The organism is Cellulosimicrobium sp. G4 BAM 1002 (genome assembly GCF_057126935.1).
The window spans coordinates 1087959-1105893 of the sequence record NZ_CP182109.1 but is presented as its reverse complement, the minus strand read 5'-3'; the positions used below and the strand labels follow the sequence as shown (position 1 = coordinate 1105893).

Below are 17935 nucleotides of genomic sequence, written 5' to 3'. Positions count from 1 at the left end.
CGCCGACGTGCCGCGCCGACGACGTCGCAGGTCGGGGCACAATGGCGGGGCGCGACCGCGCCCGCGACCCGTACGCGACCCGCCCACGACCCGAGAGGGAGCCGCCGGACCATGACCACCACCGCGGAGCTGCGCGACGCCGTCGGGCGCTGGTTCGAGGACACCGCACGCGACCTCCCGTGGCGCGCGGCCGACCGGACGGCGTGGGGCGTGCTCGTCAGCGAGGTCATGCTCCAGCAGACGCCGGTCGTGCGCGTCGAGCCCGCGTGGCGCGAGTGGATGTCGCGCTGGCCCACACCGGCGGACCTCGCGGCGGCGCCGACGGCCGACGTGCTGCGCGCGTGGGGACGGCTCGGCTACCCGCGGCGTGCACTGAGGCTGCAGGAGTGCGCGCGCGTGATCGTCGAGCGGCACGGCGGCGAGGTGCCCCACGGCGAAGAGGCTCTGCGCGCCCTGCCCGGGGTCGGGGAGTACACCGCCGCCGCGGTGACGGCGTTCGCGCACGGGCGCCGCGCGGTCGTCGTCGACACCAACGTGCGCCGGGTCCTCGCGCGCGCGGTGGCCGGGACGGCGCTCCCCGCGCCGTCGTACACGGCCGCCGAGCGTGCCCTCGCGGGTGCCGTCGCCCCCGCGGACGACGACGCCGCGGTCCTGTGGGCCGCGGCCTCGATGGAGCTCGGCGCGGTCGTGTGCACGGCGCGGGCGCCGCGTTGCGACGCGTGCCCGGTGCGCCGCGCGTGCGCGTGGCGCCTCGCCGGGCGTCCCGAGGACGCGCACGCGGACCGACGCCGCACGCAGGCCTGGGCGGGCACCGACCGCCAGGTGCGGGGCCGGGTGATGGCAGCGCTGCGCGACGCACCCGGACCGGTGCCGCGCGCGGTGATGAGCGAGGTCTGGCACGACGCCGCGCAGCTCGACCGGTGCGTCGCGAGCCTCGTCGAGGACGGCCTCGTCGAGCAGGACGGAGAGCTCTACCGGCTGCCTTGCTGAGCCCGGCGCGCGAGAGCCGGTCAGGCCAGGTCGAGGAGCATGCGCGTGTTGCCGAGGGTGTTGGGCTTCACGCGTGCGAGGTCGAGGAACTCCGCGACGCCGTCGTCGTGCGAGCGCAGCAGCTCGGCGTAGACCTCGTGCGACACGGGGGTCCCCTCGATCGCGCGGAATCCGTGGCGCATGAAGAAGTCGACCTCGAAGGTCAGGCAGAACACGCGCCGCAGCCCGAGCGCCCGGGCCCGCGCGAGGAGCTCGGTGACGAGCGCGTGCCCGACGCGGTGCCCGCGCCAGGCCGGGTCCACGGCGAGCGTGCGGATCTCCGCCAGGTCGTCCCACATGACGTGCAGCGCGCCGCAGCCGACGACGCGCGCGCCCGTGACGTCGTCGCCCTCCGTCGGCAGCGCCTCGGCGACGGCGAACTCCTGCACGGCCTCGTAGTAGCCCACCATCTCCTTGGCGAGGAGGATGCGCGCCTCCGCGTACGGCTGGACGAGTCCGCGGATCGCGCGGACGTCGGCGGGGAGCGCCGGGCGGACCCGCACCTGGGGCCCCGTCCCGTCCTGGGTCGACCTCGACGTCGGTCCCCCGGGGGTGCTGGCGATCACGCCGCCACTGTACGTCGAAACGGCCGTTCGTGCATATTCATACAGCGCGCGACATAGATTCACGACCCCGTGTCGGCGTCAGGCGCCCGCGGCGAGCCGGGCCGCGGTGATCTCGTCGACCACGAGATCCGTGACGACGCCGGCGCGCAGCGCGGCACGCAGCGGCGCGACCTTGTTGTCCCCCGCGACCGCGCACACGCGCCGTGGGACGCGGCGCAGCTCCTCGGGCGCGGGCCCGGTCGCCCGCTCGTTGAGCGCGATGTCGCGGTAGGTGCCGTCGGCCCGCAGGAACACCGTGCACACGTCGCCCACCACGCCCTCCGCGTCCAGGACCGCGATGTCGTCGGCCTCCAGGTAGCCCGCCGAGTAGACGTGCGACGGCACGCCGCCCGCGACCGCGCCCACGGAGAACAGCGCGATGTCCGCCCGGTGCTGGACGTCCAGCACGCGCCGCACCGACCGTTCACGCCACATCGCGCGCTTCGTCTCCGCGTAGTCGAAGAAGGCCGGGACCGGGAAATGGTGCACGTGCGCGTCGAACGCCGTCCCGAACCCCGCGATGAGGTCGCCCGCGTAGTGCACGCCCGACGTCCGCGTGTTCGCCGCGCCGTTGAGCTGCACGACGGCGCTGCCCCGCGTGGGCCGGCGTGGCAGGTGGCGGGAGATCGCCGAGAGCGTCGTACCCCACGCGATGCCGAGGATCATGTCGGAGTCGAACCACGTCGACACGAGGCGCGCCGTCGTCAGGGCCACCTGCTCGAGCCGCTCCACCTGCGGGGCCTGGTCCGGCACGGGAACGACGTAGGCGTCGATGCCCCACGTGCTGGCGAGATGCTGGCCGAGACCCGGTGCCCGGCTCTGGGTGGGACGCAGCGAGATCTCGACCAGCCCCGTCTCGCGGGCGCGCTTGACGAGCCGCGACACCGTCGACCGCGACGTGTGCAGGTGCTTGGCGATCGCCTCCATCTTCATGTCCTGCAGGTAGTACATCGATGCTGCGCGCAGCACGTCCTGCTCCCGGTCGACCACGGCGGTCTCCTCTCGTCGGACCTCCATTCTGCACGTTCGTGCACTGCGCTTGCGCGCTTGTTCGCGCCGTGGTGGTGTGGGAGCCGTGCCACCGCGCCGGAACCCCGGCGCGGTCACGGCGGTTCCGGCTCGCGCGACCTGGGCGAGCGTGGGACCGTCGCTGTGAGCGCACCGTGGGCGCGACCGTCCTGCGGAGCACCGCAGCACCGAGGGCGAGAGAGGGAGACGGATGGCATCCACGAGACTCACGGCCGATTCGCGACGACAGGCGCTGGCCGCGCTCGAGGCGTCCACGAGCGCCGACGCGGAGCTCGACGTACTCGTCATCGGCGGTGGCGTCACGGGCGCGGGCATCGCCCTCGACGCCGTGACCCGAGGCCTCTCCACCGCGATCGTCGAGGCGCAGGACTGGGCGGCCGGAACGTCGAGCCGCTCGAGCAAGCTCGTCCACGGAGGCCTGCGCTACCTGCAGATGCTCGACTTCCACCTCGTCAAGGAGGCGCTCACCGAGCGCGACCTCCTGCTCAAGGACATCGCGCCGCACCTCGTGCGCCCCGTCCCGTTCCTCTACCCCCTCGAGCACCGAGTGTGGGAGCGCGCCTACGTCGGCGCCGGCATCGCGCTCTACGACACGCTCGCGGGTCTCGCGCCCGGCAAGCGTGCGATGCCGATCCACCGGCACCTGTCGCGCAGCCGCATGGAGAAGAAGTTCCCCGACCTCGCGCACGACGCCGCGGTCGGTGCGGTCCAGTACTGGGACGCGTCCGTCGACGACGCCCGGCTCGTCTCGACGCTCGTGCGCACCGCCGCGTCCTACGGCGCGCACGCCGCGTCGCGCACCCAGGTCGTGTCCCTCACCAAGGGATCGACCGGTGCCGTCAACGGCGCCGTGCTCATGGACCTCGAGACCGGCCGGGAGATCACCGTCCGGGCGCGCGCCGTCATCAACGCGACGGGCGTGTGGACGGAGGACACGGAGGCGCTCGCGGGCAGCGAGGGCGGGTTGCGCGTGCTCGCGTCCAAGGGCGTGCACATCGTCGTCCCGCGCGAGCGCATCAAGGGCAAGGTCGGGCTGATCCTGCAGACCGAGAAGTCCGTGCTCTTCGTGATCCCGTGGTCGCGCTACTGGGTGATCGGCACCACCGACACCCCGTGGGAGCAGGACCTCCAGCACCCCGTCGCGACCGCGGCCGACATCGACTACGTGCTCGACCACGCGAACGCCGTCCTCGCGCACCCCCTGACGCGCGACGACATCATCGGCACCTGGGCCGGCCTGCGACCGCTCCTGCAGCCAGGCACCAAGGAGGGCACGAGCTCGGCGAAGGTCTCGCGCGAGCACACCGTGGCCTCCCCCACCCCGGGCCTCACGGTCATCGCCGGGGGCAAGCTGACGACGTACCGCGTCATGGCCAAGGACGCGGTCGACTTCGCGATCGGCCAGCGCGCGAGCGCGCTGCCCTCCATCACGGAGAAGATCCCGCTCCTCGGCGCGGTGGGCCTCGACGCCGTGCGCCGCCAGGCCCGTCCGTGGGCGTCGCGCTACCGGTGGACCCCCGCGCTCGTCGACCACCTCCTGCACCGGTACGGGTCGAACCTGCGCGAGATCGTCGAGCTGTGCGAGGCGCAGCCCGATCTCGCGAAGCCGCTCGAGCACGCGCCCGCCTACCTGCGTGCCGAGATCGCGTACGGCGTCTCCCACGAGGGTGCGCTCCACCTCGAGGACCTGCTCCTGCACCGCACGCGCCTCAACTACGAGGTCGCCGACCGGGGCCTCGCCGCACTGCCCGAGATCGCCTCGATCGCGAGCGAGCTGCTCGGCTGGGACGACGCGACGCGCGACGCGGAGATCGCGAGCTACACCGACCGCGCGAACGCGGAGGCCGCCGCCGAGCAGCAGCCCGACGACGCCTCCGCCGAGCGCACCCGGCTGGAGGTCGACGACGTGTCGCCGCTGCAGCCCCTGCGCACCACCTGACAGCAGGACACCGATCTCGAGGGCGCACGCCGACGGCGAACCGACCCGAGGACCCGGCGCCACGGCGGCGCCGGGTCGGTAGAGACAGAGAAGTCTTCCACCACGAAAGAGAGAGCACGATGGATCAACTCCTGATGAACGCCTTCTGGTCCGAGATCCTCGGCACGGCGACCCTGATCCTGCTCGGCGCGGGCGTCGTCGCGAACGTGATCCTCCCGAGGACCAAGGGCTTCAACGGCGGCTGGCTCCTCATCAACTTCGGATGGGGCCTCGCGGTGTTCACCGCCGTGTACGTCGCATACAAGTCGGGCGCGCACCTCAACCCGGCGGTGACGATCGGCCTGTTCACCGCGCAGGAGCCGTTCTACTCCGTCACAGGGCCGGAAGGCATGGTCACCGCGACCATCGAACCCACCGTGGGCAACATGCTCATGTACTGGGGCGCCCAGATGATCGGCGCGATCATCGGTGCCGTGGTCGCGTTCCTCGCGTACAAGAAGCACTTCGACGAGGACGCGCCCGGCGCGACCAAGCTCGCGGTCTTCTCGACCGGTCCGGAGATCCGCTCCTACGCGTGGAACTTCGTCACGGAGGTCATCGCGACGTTCGTCCTCGTGTTCTTCGTCGTCGCGTCGGGCAAGACGCCGTCGGGCCTCGGCCCGCTCGCCGTCGCGCTCGTCGTGGTCGCGATCGGCGCGAGCATCGGTGGTCCCACCGGGTACGCCATCAACCCTGCTCGTGACCTCGGGCCCCGCATCGCTCACGCGCTGCTGCCGATCCGGGGCAAGGGCTCGAGCGACTGGGCCTACTCGTGGGTCCCCGTCGCGGGTCCGCTGGTCGGCGGCGTCCTCGCCGGCCTCCTCGGTGCCGCCTGGATCTGACCGACCCGGACGTCCGGGAGCACCCTGCGTGACCGGGGAGCCGGGGGCCTCCCCGGTCACGCGACCCGCCGCCGTCGAGCGCCGGGCACCCAGCACGCAACCCCAACCCACACCGACGTGAAGGACTGAACGCACCATGGCCGACTACGTTCTCGCCATCGACCAGGGGACCACGAGCTCCCGGGCCATCGTCTTCAACCACTCCGGGGAGATCGTCTCCACGGGCCAGCTCGAGCACGACCAGATCTTCCCGCGCGCCGGGTGGGTGGAGCACAACCCCGAGCAGATCTGGAACAACGTGCGCGAGGCGGTGGGCCTCGCGCTCACGCGCGCCAACGTCACCCACAACGACATCGCGGCCGTCGGCATCACCAACCAGCGCGAGACCGCGGTCGTGTGGGACAAGACCACCGGCAAGCCCGTGTACAACGCGATCGTCTGGCAGGACACGCGCACGCAGAAGATCGTCGACGAGCTCGGCGGGTCGGACGGCCCCGAGAAGTACAAGTCGGTCGTCGGCCTCCCGCTCGCCACCTACTTCTCAGGCCCCAAGGTGAAGTGGATCCTCGACAACGTCGAGGGCGCGCGCGAGAAGGCCGAGGCGGGCGACCTCGTCTTCGGCAACACCGACACCTGGACGCTGTGGAACCTGACAGGCGGCGTCAACGGCGGCGTGCACGTCACCGACGTCACCAACGCGTCGCGCACGATGCTCATGGACCTCGACACGCTGTCGTGGCGCGAGGACATCGCCGCGGACATGGGCATCCCGATGTCGATGCTCCCCGAGATCAAGTCGTCCTCCGAGGTGTACGGCAAGGGCCGGCAGCAGGGCCTGCTGCCCGGCGTGCCGATCGCCGGCATCCTCGGCGACCAGCAGGCCGCGACGTTCGGCCAGGCGTGCTTCGAGGTCGGCCAGGCCAAGAACACGTACGGCACCGGCAACTTCATGCTGCTCAACACGGGCACCGAGAAGGTCATGAGCCAGAACGGCCTGCTCACGACCGTCTGCTACAAGATCGGCGACCAGCCCGTCCGGTACGCGCTCGAGGGATCGATCGCCGTCACCGGGTCGCTCATCCAGTGGCTGCGCGACAACCTCGGCATGTTCGAGGACGCGCCCGACGTCGAGTGGCTCGCCGGCAAGGTCGAGGACAACGGCGGCGCGTACTTCGTGCCCGCCTTCTCCGGCCTGTTCGCCCCGTACTGGCGCTCCGACGCGCGCGGCGCGCTCGTCGGGCTCACGCGGTACGTCAACCGCAACCACATCGCGCGCGCCGCGCTGGAGGCGACCGCCTACCAGACGCGCGAGGTGCTCGACGCGATGAACGCCGACTCCGGCGTCGACCTCACCGAGCTGCGCGTCGACGGCGGCATGGTCGCCAACGAGCTGCTCATGCAGTTCCAGGCCGACCAGCTCGGCGTGGACGTCGTGCGGCCCCAGGTCGCGGAGACCACCGCCCTCGGCGCCGCGTACGCCGCGGGCATCGCCGTCGGGTTCTGGAAGGGCGAGCAGGACGTCATCGACAACTGGGCCGAGGACAAGCGCTGGTCCCCCGCCGTCGAGGAGGGCGAGCGCGAGCGCCTGTACCGCAACTGGAAGAAGGCCGTGACGAAGACGTTCGAGTGGGTGGACGAGGACGTCGAGCAGTAGGCGCGTCGTCACGTCCCGCACGGGACGCGGCACGTGCGGAGGGGCGGGGCGCTCGGGGCGCCCCGCCCCTTCGTCGTCCCCGGCCCGGCGGGCGAGCCCCCGGGCAGGTGCCTAGCGTCGGGGAAGGTCGCGACACGGCGGCCCGCTACGACAGGAGTCGTCATGACCGACACGCACGAGGAGCTGCCGCACGCCGGGTCCGACGAGGTCCGGAAGGTCCGCGAGCTCATCAAGGACGAGCGGATCGCCATGCTCACGACCGTCGCGGAGGACGGGAGCCTCGTCAGCCGGCCGATGGGCGTGCAGGCCGTCGACTTCGACGGAGACCTGTGGTTCTTCGCCGCGACGGACTCCCACAAGGTCGCGGAGATCGCCCGCGACTCCGCCGCCAACGCCGCGTTCTCCGGGACGAGCTCCTGGGTGTCGCTCTCCGGGCGCGCCGCGCTGGTGCACGACCCGGACAAGATCCGTGAGCTGTGGAACGCCGTCGCCGACGCGTGGTTCCCCGACGGTCCCGACACCCCCGGCGTGGTGCTCATCCGTCTGCACGCCGAGTCCGCCGAGTACTGGGACTCCCCCGGCGGCCGCGTCGCGACGCTCTTCAGCCTCGTCAAGGCGAAGGTCTCCGGGCGCCCGTACGAGGGCGGGGAGAACGAGACCGTCGAGCTCTGACGCCCGCGCCGTCGGCCCGGGCTCGCTCCCGCCCGCGGGAGTCCCTACGGTGGTCGGGTGCGCGCGTGGGTCTACGAGCGGTACGGCGGCGTCGAGGAGCTGCGGCTCCGTGACGTGCCGACCCCTGCGCCAGGACGCGGCGAGGTGCTCGTGGAGGTCGTGGCGACGTCCGTGAACCTGTCGGACTGGGAGGCGCTGCGGGGCAGCCCCGGGTACTCCCGTCTCGACGGGCTCCGCGCGCCGCGCACCCAGGTCCTGGGGTCGGACGTCGCGGGCCGGGTCGCCGCCGTCGGCGAGGACGTCACGCGCTTCCGACCAGGTGACGAGGTCTACGGCGACAACCTGCCACGCCGGGGCGGGTTCGCGGAGTACGTGGTGATGCCGGAGAAGGCGCTGGCCCACAAGCCGCCGGCGCTGACCTTCGCCCAGGCGTCCACCGTCCCGCAGGCGGGCGCGATCGCGCTGCAGGCCCTCGCGCCGGCGGCGCCGAGGGCTCGGGTGCTCGTCAACGGCGCCGGGGGAGGTTCGGGCAGCTTCATGGTCCAGCTCGCGGTGGCGCGAGGCATGCGGGTCACAGCGGTGGACAACGCGGACAAGCTCGACTTCCTCGAACGGCTGGGCGCGCACGAGGTGATCGACTACCGGCGGACCGACTTCACCCGGACCGGCCCGTACGACCTCGTCGTCGACCTGGTCGCGAGTCGGTCGGTGTTCGCCTACCGGCGCGCTCTCGCCCGCCACGGTCGGTGCCTGATGGTCGGGGGCACCCTGCGGACGCTGCTGCGCATGCTCACGGTCGGGCCCGTCCTGGGAGCACTGACCGGAGCACGGATCGGCGTCCTCCTCGTGCGTTCCGGACCCCGCCACTTCGCGCCGCTCGCCGAGCTGTGCACGACCGGCGAGGTCGAGGTCCACATCGACCGCACGTTCCCCTTCACGGAGGTTCCCGCAGCGCTCACGCTCCACGGGGAGGGAAGGGCCTGGGGAAAGGTCGTCGTCGGGGTGGGTGACTCGTGACCGTGCGCCTGAACGCCGCCACGGACGCGAGGACGAGCACTGACTAGGGTGGCGGGCGTGAGCACCACGCGCGAGACCAGCTACACCGTGCCCGGGATGCACGTCACGGACCGCGAGGTCGAGGTGCCGCTCGACTGGTGGGACGACGGCGACCCGCGGCGGCTGACCCTGTTCGTCCGCGAGGTCGTCGACCCGGCGCGGCGCCGCGACGACCTGCCCCCGCTGGTGTTCCTCCAGGGCGGGCCCGGCGGCAAGGGGCCGCGGCCCACCGGCCCCGACGGGTGGCTCGGTGAGGCCCTGAAGACCTACCGCGTCGTCCTGCTCGACCAGCGCGGCACCGGGCGCTCGTCCGCCGTGCGCGGCGCGGCGCTCGCCGGGCGCGGCGACGGTCGCGCCCAGGCCGAGTACCTCACGCACTTCCGGGCGGACGCGATCGTCGCCGACGCCGAGCACGTGCGGCGTACGGTCTACGACGGCCGCCGCTGGACGTCGCTCGGACAGTCGTACGGCGGCTTCCTCACGATGACCTACCTGTCACGGGCCCCCGAGGCGCTGGCCGCGTGCTACGTCACGGGCGGGCTTCCGGGCCTGACGGCGGACGCGCGCGACGTCTACCGGCGCACCCAGCCGCGCGTCGTCGCGAAGAACGCGCGATACCGCGAGCGGTACCCGGACGACACGGTCCGGCTCGCGCGCGTCGCCGACCGCGTCTCCGCGGGCGACGTCCGCCTCCCCGACGGCGACACGCTCACCGTGCGCCGCCTGCAGTCGCTCGGCATGGACCTCGGCATGAAGCCGGGTCCCGAGCGGATCCACTGGGTCGTGGACGAGGCGTTCGACGCCGGTGCGCCCGACGAGCTCAGCGAGACGTTCCTCGCGGACGTCGCGGCGGCGACGTCGTTCCGCACGAACCCGCTCTACGCCGTCCTGCACGAGTCGATCTACGCGCAGTCCGGCACCGGCCCGACGGCGTGGGCCGCCGAGGCGGTCCGCGCCGAGGACCCGGCGTTCGACCCGGCCGCGCGCCCGCTGCTGCTCACGGGCGAGATGATCTACCCCTGGATGTTCGAGGAGATCGGCGCGCTGCGGCCGTTCCGTGCGGCGGCAGAGGCGCTGGCCGCGCGCGACGGCTGGGCGGACCTGTACGACCTCGACACGCTCGCCCGCAACGAGGTGCCGGTCGAGGCGGCCGTGTACTTCGACGACATGTTCGTCGACGCCGGGCTGTCGCTCGAGACCGCCGCACGCGTGGGGAACGTCCGCACCTGGGTGACGAACGAGTTCGAGCACGACGGCCTGCGCACGGGAGACGTCCTCGCGCGCCTCACGGAGCGCCTCACCGCCCGGGGCGGCCCCCTCCCCACCTCCTGAGTGCATGAAGAAGTCGCGCTCCCGGCGGGAAGCCGCGACGATCTCATGCACTCAGCGGCTCGAGGGTGTCGGGGCGTGCTTGGCGAGGAAGGCGTAGACCTCGGTCGCGTCGACACCGGGGAACGCACCCGTGGGGAGCGCGGAGAGCACGTGCTGGTGCATGCGCGCGCTGGGCCACGACGCGTCCCGCCAGCGCGCCGCGTCGTCCTCCGCGGGGCGGCGGCAGCACGACTCGTCGGGGCACGTCGACTGGCGCCGCACCGTCGTGTCGCGGCCTCGGAACCACTTCGCCGACGCGAACGGGACCCCGACGGCGATCGAGAACTGGCCGGTCGCCGTCGTGCCGGTCTGGGTCGAGCACCAGTACGTCCCCGCCGGGGTGTCGGTGTACTGGTACGACTCCTGCGCGCGGTCGCGGCGCGTGAACGCCTCCCGCACGGCCCACTTGCGGCACACCATCTGGCCCTCGATCGCGCCTGTCACGTCGGCGGGCAGGGGCAGCCCGTCGTTCTCGTACCCGCGGAACAGGGCGCCGTCGTCGCCCACGCGCAGGAAGTGCAGCGGGATGCCGAGGTGGACGGTCGCGAGGTTGGTGAACCGCTGGGCCGCGGCCTCGTGCGTCACGCCGAACGCGTCGCGGAAGTCCTCGACCGCCAGGTCCTTCTCGCGCTTGCGCCGCTCGAGGAACTCGACCGCGGCGCTCTGCGGGATGAGGCAGCACGCCGCGAAGTACGTGATCTCGACGCGCTGGCGCAGGAACTCCGCGTACGAGCGCGGGCGCTCGTGGCCGAGGACGCGGTGGGCGAGCGCCTGCAGCGCGAGCGAGCGCAGCCCGTGGCCACCCGGGATCGAGGCCGGCGGGAGGTAGATGCGGCCGTTCTCCAGGTCGGTGACGGTGCGGGTCGAGTGCGGCAGGTCGTCGACGTGCCAGATCGTGAAGCCGAGCTGCTCCGCCATGCGCGCGACCGTGCGGTGGGTGAGCGCGCCGACGGTGTACCCGGCCTTGCGCGCCATCTCCTCCGCGAGCTCCTCGATCTCCGGGTAGTAGTTGTCGCGCGCCTGGCGCTCGAGGCGCAGCTCGGTGTTCGCGCGGCGCGCCTCCTCGGGCGTCGCGACGGCCTCGGTGGCCCGGCGCTGCAGCTCCGTGTGGAGCCCGACGAGGTTCTCCAGCACCGGCAGAGGGAGCTTCTGGCTCGCCCTCACGGCGGGCAGGCCGAGCGCCGCGAACAAGGGTCCGCGCTGCGCCCGGTCCAGCGTGATCTCCAGGGCGGCCCTGCGCGACGGCGGCTCGTCCGCGAGCAGGTCGGTCACCGGCACGTCGAGCGCCTGGGCGAGGTGCTGCAGCAGCGACAACCGCGGCTCCCGGCGACCGTTCTCGATCATCGACAGCAGGCTCGGGGCCGTGCCCACGGCCTCGCCCAGCGCGTCGAGCGTCAGCCCGCGCGTCGTGCGGAAGTGACGGATGCGCCGCCCGAGGGTGATGAGGTCCGCGTGCGACGCAGGCTGCTGGTCGGTGTCCGCGGGGCGTCCCGCCGCGCGACCGGAGGGCATGGTGGTGGCCATCCCTTGACCGTACGTCAAGATCTGCCGTTCTTCACAGCGTTCTGGCTGGAAAGGTGCGCCAGACCAGGGCGAGGCTGGAAGCACGACGGAGCACGACCCGCGACGCCCCCGCAGGGAGAACCCATGACGACCAGCACCGCCCACCCCCGCCGCACGCGCCTTGCCGCGCTGCTCGACGACGTCGAGACGGAGCTCGCCGGGCTTTCCACCCCCGGGCTCGCCTCAGGGACGGATCCCCGCCCGCGCGACGCCCGCGCGTGGGTCCGCGAGATCGCGAACCTCACCGAGCCCGACGCGATCGTCTGGTGCGACGGCTCCGCCGGGGAGAAGCAGCGTCTGATCGACCTGCTCGTCCATGCCGGCACGCTCCTCCCCCTCGACCCCGAGCTGCGCCCGGGCAGCTACCTCGCGCGGTCCGACCCCAGCGACGTCGCGCGCGTCGAGTCGCGCACGTTCATCTGCTCGCGCGAGGAGGTCGACGCCGGCCCGACGAACAACTGGCGCGAGCCCGAGGCGATGCGCGCCGAGCTGCGCGGCGTGTTCGAGGGCTCGATGCGCGGCCGGACCATGTACGTCGTGCCGTTCTCCATGGGCCCGGTGGGCGGACCGATCTCCCAGGCCGGCATCCAGGTCACCGACTCGCCGTACGTCGTCGTGAGCATGGGGATCATGACGCGCGTGGGCCAGGAGGTCATGGACCTGATCGACGGCGGGGCGCCGTTCGTCCCGGCGGTGCACTCGGTCGGGGCGCCGCTCGTCGACGACACGGGCGCCGTCGCCGAGGACGTGCCGTGGCCGTGCAACGACACGAAGTACATCGCCCACTTCCCCGAGACGCGCGAGATCTGGTCGTACGGCTCCGGGTACGGGGGCAACGCCCTGCTGGGCAAGAAGTGCTTCGCGCTGCGCATCGCCTCCGCGATGGCGCGCGACGAGGGCTGGCTCGCCGAGCACATGCTCCTCGTCCGCGCGACGTCGCCCGAGGGGCGCCAGTACCACCTCGCCGCCGCCTTCCCGTCCGCGTGCGGCAAGACGAACCTCGCGATGCTGCGCCCGACGATCCCCGGGTGGACGGTCGAGACCATCGGCGACGACATCGCCTGGCTGCGCCCCGGGCCGGACGGCCGCCTGCGCGCCATCAACCCCGAGGCCGGCTTCTTCGGCGTCGCACCGGGTACCGGCGTCGAGACCAACCCGGCCGCCGTCGAGACGTTCGCGCGCGACACGATCTTCACCAACGTCGCGCTCACCGACGACGGCGACGTGTGGTGGGAGGGCCTGACGCCCGAGCCGCCCGCGCACCTCGTCGACTGGACCGGCCACGACTGGACACCCGACTCGGGTCGGCCCGCCGCCCACCCGAACTCGCGGTTCACCGTGGCAGCAGCGCAGTGCCCGACGATCGCCGACTCGTGGGAGGACCCCGAGGGCGTGCCGGTCGACGCGATCATCTTCGGTGGCCGTCGTGCGACCAACGTGCCCCTCGTCGCGCAGGCGTACGGGTGGGAGCACGGCGTGTTCATGGGCGCGACCATCTCCTCGGAGCAGACCGCCGCCGCCGAGGGCACGGTCGGCGAGCTGCGTCGCGACCCCTTCGCGATGCTGCCCTTCTGCGGCTACAACATGGCCGACCACTGGGCGCACTGGCTGCGCGTGGGGGCGTCGCTCGACCCGGAGAAGCGGCCCAAGATCTTCCAGGTCAACTGGTTCCGCAAGGATGCCGAGGGTCGCTACCTGTGGCCCGGGTTCGGCGAGAACGCGCGCGTCGTCGCGTGGATCGCCGCGCAGGTCGACCGCTCGCGCGGCGTGCGGACCGACTGCGGCGCCGTGAAGAGCCCGATCGGGCTGCTCCCCGCGCCCGGCGCGCTCGAGCTCGGCGGTCTGCACCTGGACGACGGCGACCTCGACGCCCTGTTCGACGTGTCGCCCGAGCAGTGGCTCGCGGAGGCCGAGCTGACCGCCGAGTTCTTCGACACGTTCGGCAACCGCGTCCCGGACGAGCTGTGGGCCCAGCTCGCGCGGCTCCGCGACCGGCTCGGCGCGTAGGGAGCGCGTTCTCCGAGCCACCGCCAGGTGCAGGTCAGCCGGCCGCGAGACCGTCCGCGCGGACGATCACCATCTCGTTGCCCTCGGGGTCGACGACCCGCCAGCGGTCCTGCGACTCGTCGAGCACCCGGCCACCGGCGCCCACGATCGTGTCCAGGCGCGTCCGGACGACGTCCGTCGGCACGGCCAGCTCGATGTGGATCCGGTTGCGCTGCCGGCGACGCTCGGTCTCCGCACGATCGATCTCCTGGAACACGAGGACCGGGTTCAGCCGCCGCGGGTCGTCGATGTCGGTGGTCCCGTCCCGTCGGTCGGGGACGTATCCGAGCGCGGCGAGCCAGAACGCGCGCACCGCGGCGACGTCGGCTGCGTCCAGGAAGAGCTGGACGAAGCGCGGCAGTCCGAGGTCCGCCACGGCTCCGAGCTCGCGGGCGGCGGCCTGGACTTTCTCGGCCAGGTCGGTGAAGTCGAGCTCGAGGCCGTGGGCGTCGTCCTCCCACTGGTCCTTGCCGCTGTCGAGGATCACGAGCCCGGGGCGCAGGTCGACCAGCAGCGGGAACCCCGCGTCTGCGGCCAGACCCGCAGCCGCGGCGGCCAGGTCGCGGTGCTGGGTGATCGAGTTGACGCGATAGCACGCCATCGCGCTGAAGACCGCCTGCCAGTCGGCGGTCCCGGCGCCCTCGCCGAGCGCTTCACCCGGCACCAGGTCGACCTCGTTGCCGTCAGGGTCGGTGTGGCAGACCCCGTACGGTCCCGTCGCCTCCCCCAGGCTCGCCCGTGCGACCGCCGCAGCCGGCCGCACCACGTCGAGATGGATGCGGTTGCGCAACGGCCGCAGCTCGGTCGACTGCCGGACGCGCAACGCGGGATCACGCCGCAACCGATCCACCAGGCGGCCGTCGCGCCCGTCCCCGTAGTCGAGCGCGCGCTGCCAGAACGGCCTCACGACCGACGGGTCGGCGGCGTCGATCACGATGCTCAGCTCCTGCAGCATGTCCGGGTTCGCGGCAAGGCCCAGGTGCCGCGCCGCCGCCGAAACCGCCTCGGCGTGCTCGGGCGTGTCGAGGTGGACCCGGACGCCTGTGGCGCGCACGTCGACCGCGCTCCCGGGGGACAGCTCCACGACGCGCCCGGCCAGCGCCGTCCCCTCGACCAGCGACGGAGCGTCGAACCAGGCCGTCGCCACACCCGCGAGGACCCGCCAGTCCGTTCCGGTCTCTGCCATCCCTGCACTGTAGGGCCCACGACCTCGACGCCTTCGGGTGACCCACCCGCGATCGCAGCCGTCCTCGACGGCGTGCCGGCGACGGCGTGCGGTCCTGCTGTCCGCGTGCGTGCGACCGCTTGTCCTCGCACGATGAAGACGTCGGCTCCAGCAGACGGGCCTTGCTGCAGCACCGTCCGAAGGACCCACCATGATCACCACGGACCAGATCGAGAGGCTGCTCTCCGGCGGCACCGTCGTCTCGCAGGGCGGCGAGAAGATCGGCAAGGTCGGCCAGGTCTTCCTCGACGACCGCAGCGGCGAGCCGGAGTGGGTGACGGTCAAGACCGGCCTGTTCGGCACGGGCGAGTCCTTCGTCCCGCTCTCCGACGCCGACGTCCAGGGCGACGAGATCCGCGTCCCGTTCGACAAGGACAGGGTCAAGGGCGCGCCGCGCGTCGACGACTCGGAGGGCCACCTCTCGCCCGAGGGGGAGGCAGAGCTCTACCGCTACTACGGGCGGGCGCAGGCCGGTGCCGGCGACGACCGTTCCGGAACCGGTGACCAGGACGACCGGCACGGCGAGAGCGACGCTGACCGGCACGACGAGCAGGACCGCCATGGCGACGACGCGGGCGACCGCCCGCACGAGGCGGGTGCCGTCGGGCGGCACGCCGCCGGGCCGGCCACCGACGACGCGTCGGCGACGTCGGACGACGACAGGGCGGGCCGAGTCCGGCTCCGCCGGTACGTCGTCACGGAGTACGAGACGCGGACGGTACCGACCGAGCAGTCGGGTACCGAGGGCCAGGGGTTCGACGAGGAGCGCAAGGTCTCGGAACGCGTCCGCGAAGAGATCATCGAGGGAGAGGACGACCGGCCATGAGCACCAGCTACGGGGCCACCCCGCCCCAGAACGACCCACGCGACCCGGACCGTGCCGGAGACGACCGGGTCGGACCCGACCCCGTGGCGCGCGACCGCGAGTCCGTCGTGGCGCGGGAGAAGGAGGAGTACGGCGGCATCAAGTTCGGCTCCGCGTTCTTCGGGTGGCTCACCGCCACCGGGACGGCCGTCATCCTCACCGCCCTGGCCGCCGCCGCGGGCGCGGCCTTCGGCCTCAACGGCACCACCGACGCCCAGGAGGCCGTCGACCAGGCGAGCGAGAACGCCGAGACGATCGGCATCGTGGGCGGCATCGTGCTCGTCGTCGTCCTGTTCGTCGCCTACTACTGCGGCGGGTACGTCGCCGGGCGCATGGCGCGCTTCGACGGCGCCAAGCAGGGCTTCGCGGTATGGCTCTGGGCCGTGGTCATCGCGATCGTCCTCGCCCTCCTGGGGCTCGTGGCCGGCAGCCAGTACAACGTGCTGTCGGAGCTCAACACGTTCCCCCAGATCCCGGTGAGCACGAGCGACCTGACGACGGGAGGCGTCATCGCTCTCGTCGCGGCGGCCGTGATCAGCCTCGTCGGCGCCGTGCTCGGCGGGATCGCCGGCATGCGCTTCCACCGCAGGGTGGACCGGGCGGGTCTCGACGTCTGACGAGGGCTGACCACGGCGCCGATCAGTACGACATGCCCATGAGGTCGCGGACGTCCGCGAGGGTGCGGTCGGCGACCGCGCTCGCGCGGGCGTTGCCCTCCCGGAGCACGTCGAGAGGGTCCGGGCCGTCGCCCGCGGCGAGCGCGCGGCGTCGGGCGCGCAGGGGGCGCAGGTGCTCGACGAGCGCCTCGGTCACCACGTGCTTGAGCCGGCCCGCCCCTGCCGCGCCGATCTCGTCCGCGAGCGCCTCCGGCGTCGTCCCCGCGGCGAACGCACCGAGCGTGAGGAGGTTCGCGACCTCTGGGCGGCGCTCGGGCTCGTACGTGACGTGCCGCTCGGAGTCGGTGCGGTGGCGGCGGACGAAGCGCGCGGTGGCGTCCTCGTCGTCGCGCAGCTCGAGCGCGTTGCCCGCGGACTTGCTCATCTTGCGCCCGTCCGTGCCGAGGACCGTCGGGGCGGGTGCGAGGAGCACGTCGGGCTCGGGGAAGTACGGGCGGGCGGGGCTGTAGCGCTGGTTGAACCGCCGCGCGATCGTCCGGGTGATCTCGACGTGCGGGAGCTGGTCCTGCCCGCCCGGGACGAGGTTGCCGTGGCAGAACAGGATGTCGGCCGCCTGGTGCACGGGGTAGGTGAACAGCAGGCCGCTCATCGGGCGACCCTGACGGGCGGCGGCCGCCACGGCCTCGGCCTTGACGGTCGGGTTGCGCTCGATCTCGGCCGTCGTGACGAGGCTGAGGAACGGCAGCAGGAGCTGGTTGAGCGCTGGCACCGAGGAGTGCGTGAAGATCGTCGTGCGCGCGGGGTCGATGCCTGCGGCGAGGTAGTCGAGGACGACCTCGCGCACTGTCCCGCGCAGGTCCCCCGCGTCGTCGCGGTCGGTGATGACCTGGTAGTCGGCGACGACGAGCACGACCTCCGCGCCGTCGTCCTGCAGCCGGACGCGGTTGGCGACCGTGCCGAGGTAGTGGCCCAGGTGCAGCGCGCCGGTCGGGCGGTCGCCGGTGAGGACGCGGAAGCCGGTCGGGTCCCCCTCGAGTAGGGCCTCGATCTCGGCGGAGCGCTCGTGCGCGGCGGCGACGGACGCGGTGGACGAGCGCGGGGTGGAGCGCGCCGGGCCGGACGACGGCGCGGGAGGGTCAGCAGGTCGGGTCGCCTCGGTGGCGGCGAGGGTGGTGGTCATGCGGGCTCTCCTTCGGTGGGGAGCCGCGCGCCGCGTCCTGGCAGGTTCTGGCCCGGACATGACGACGTCCCGGCTGCGGCGCGCAGCTCGGGACGTGGGCAGGACTGGTCACGGCTGCGGGGGCAGCCACCACCAGCTCTGCGTGATCATGCGCCCAGCCTACGCCGCGACCGGGTGTCCGAGCCGCGCTCTGCCGAGCGAGG

At 72.9% G+C, this 17935-nt stretch carries 15 protein-coding genes; 10 read left to right on the top strand and 5 right to left on the bottom strand.

The window, feature by feature from the left end:
* Positions 1-111 precede the first annotated feature (111 nt).
* Complete coding sequence (locus ACMXGY_RS05060) at positions 112-990, top strand: HhH-GPD family protein (protein ID WP_483775796.1); 879 nt, start codon at positions 112-114, stop codon at positions 988-990.
* Positions 991-1010: 20 nt separating this feature from the next.
* On the opposite strand, the gene ACMXGY_RS05055 is transcribed toward ACMXGY_RS05060, so the two are convergent.
* Together ACMXGY_RS05055 and ACMXGY_RS05050 are read right to left on the bottom strand one after the other, a co-directional pair.
* On the bottom strand, positions 1011-1532 hold the full coding sequence (locus ACMXGY_RS05055) for an amino-acid N-acetyltransferase (protein ID WP_483776787.1): 522 nt from the start codon (positions 1530-1532) through the stop codon (positions 1011-1013).
* 141 nt (positions 1533-1673) lie between these two features.
* Positions 1674-2624, bottom strand: coding sequence for a sugar-binding transcriptional regulator (locus tag ACMXGY_RS05050; protein WP_483775795.1), 951 nt, complete (start codon positions 2622-2624; stop codon positions 1674-1676).
* Between the two features lie 229 nt (positions 2625-2853).
* Between ACMXGY_RS05050 and ACMXGY_RS05045 the strand changes: the two genes are divergently transcribed.
* The 6 genes from ACMXGY_RS05045 (at position 2854) to ACMXGY_RS05020 (ending at position 10197) form a co-directional block, all read left to right on the top strand.
* A complete protein-coding gene (locus tag ACMXGY_RS05045; RefSeq protein ID WP_483775794.1) occupies positions 2854-4602 on the top strand; it encodes a glycerol-3-phosphate dehydrogenase/oxidase in 1749 nt (582 codons plus the stop codon).
* A gap of 119 nt (positions 4603-4721) precedes the next feature.
* The gene (locus ACMXGY_RS05040; protein WP_483775793.1) at positions 4722-5483 is read left to right on the top strand and encodes an MIP/aquaporin family protein; all 762 of its coding nucleotides are present in this window, start codon (positions 4722-4724) and stop codon (positions 5481-5483) included.
* Between the two features lie 136 nt (positions 5484-5619).
* Positions 5620-7137 (top strand): glycerol kinase GlpK, encoded by a 1518-nt coding sequence (gene glpK, locus ACMXGY_RS05035; protein WP_483775792.1) that lies wholly within the window; start codon positions 5620-5622, stop codon positions 7135-7137.
* 162 nt (positions 7138-7299) lie between these two features.
* The gene (locus tag ACMXGY_RS05030) at positions 7300-7809 is read left to right on the top strand and encodes a pyridoxamine 5'-phosphate oxidase family protein (RefSeq protein ID WP_483775791.1); all 510 of its coding nucleotides are present in this window, start codon (positions 7300-7302) and stop codon (positions 7807-7809) included.
* 57 nt (positions 7810-7866) lie between these two features.
* Positions 7867-8826: an NAD(P)-dependent alcohol dehydrogenase gene (locus tag ACMXGY_RS05025; protein ID WP_483775790.1), complete on the top strand. Its 960-nt coding sequence runs from the start codon at positions 7867-7869 to the stop codon at positions 8824-8826.
* A gap of 96 nt (positions 8827-8922) precedes the next feature.
* The gene (locus tag ACMXGY_RS05020; protein ID WP_483776786.1) at positions 8923-10197 is read left to right on the top strand and encodes an alpha/beta fold hydrolase; all 1275 of its coding nucleotides are present in this window, start codon (positions 8923-8925) and stop codon (positions 10195-10197) included.
* A gap of 51 nt (positions 10198-10248) precedes the next feature.
* Here ACMXGY_RS05020 and ACMXGY_RS05015 read toward each other — a convergent pair whose 3' ends face one another.
* Positions 10249-11760, bottom strand: coding sequence for a helix-turn-helix domain-containing protein (locus ACMXGY_RS05015; RefSeq protein WP_483775789.1), 1512 nt, complete (start codon positions 11758-11760; stop codon positions 10249-10251).
* 123 nt (positions 11761-11883) lie between these two features.
* On the opposite strand from ACMXGY_RS05015, the gene ACMXGY_RS05010 reads away from it, so the two are divergent.
* The gene (locus ACMXGY_RS05010) at positions 11884-13806 is read left to right on the top strand and encodes a phosphoenolpyruvate carboxykinase (GTP) (RefSeq protein WP_483775788.1); all 1923 of its coding nucleotides are present in this window, start codon (positions 11884-11886) and stop codon (positions 13804-13806) included.
* A 34-nt stretch (positions 13807-13840) separates the two neighbouring features.
* Here the strand turns inward: ACMXGY_RS05010 and ACMXGY_RS05005 are convergent, their stop codons facing one another.
* The gene (locus ACMXGY_RS05005; RefSeq protein WP_483775787.1) at positions 13841-15031 is read right to left on the bottom strand and encodes a VOC family protein; all 1191 of its coding nucleotides are present in this window, start codon (positions 15029-15031) and stop codon (positions 13841-13843) included.
* A gap of 190 nt (positions 15032-15221) precedes the next feature.
* Here ACMXGY_RS05005 and ACMXGY_RS05000 point away from each other — a divergent pair, with 190 nt between their 5' ends.
* Together ACMXGY_RS05000 and ACMXGY_RS04995 are read left to right on the top strand one after the other, a co-directional pair.
* Positions 15222-15896 (top strand): PRC-barrel domain-containing protein, encoded by a 675-nt coding sequence (locus tag ACMXGY_RS05000; protein ID WP_483775786.1) that lies wholly within the window; start codon positions 15222-15224, stop codon positions 15894-15896.
* Complete coding sequence (locus tag ACMXGY_RS04995; RefSeq protein WP_483775785.1) at positions 15893-16552, top strand: DUF4153 domain-containing protein; 660 nt, start codon at positions 15893-15895, stop codon at positions 16550-16552. Before ACMXGY_RS05000 ends, ACMXGY_RS04995 begins: the two co-directional genes overlap by 4 nt.
* 22 nt (positions 16553-16574) lie before the next feature.
* On the opposite strand, the gene trpS is transcribed toward ACMXGY_RS04995, so the two are convergent.
* The gene (trpS, locus tag ACMXGY_RS04990) at positions 16575-17732 is read right to left on the bottom strand and encodes a tryptophan--tRNA ligase (RefSeq protein WP_483775784.1); all 1158 of its coding nucleotides are present in this window, start codon (positions 17730-17732) and stop codon (positions 16575-16577) included.
* Between the last annotated feature and the right edge of the window lie 203 nt (positions 17733-17935).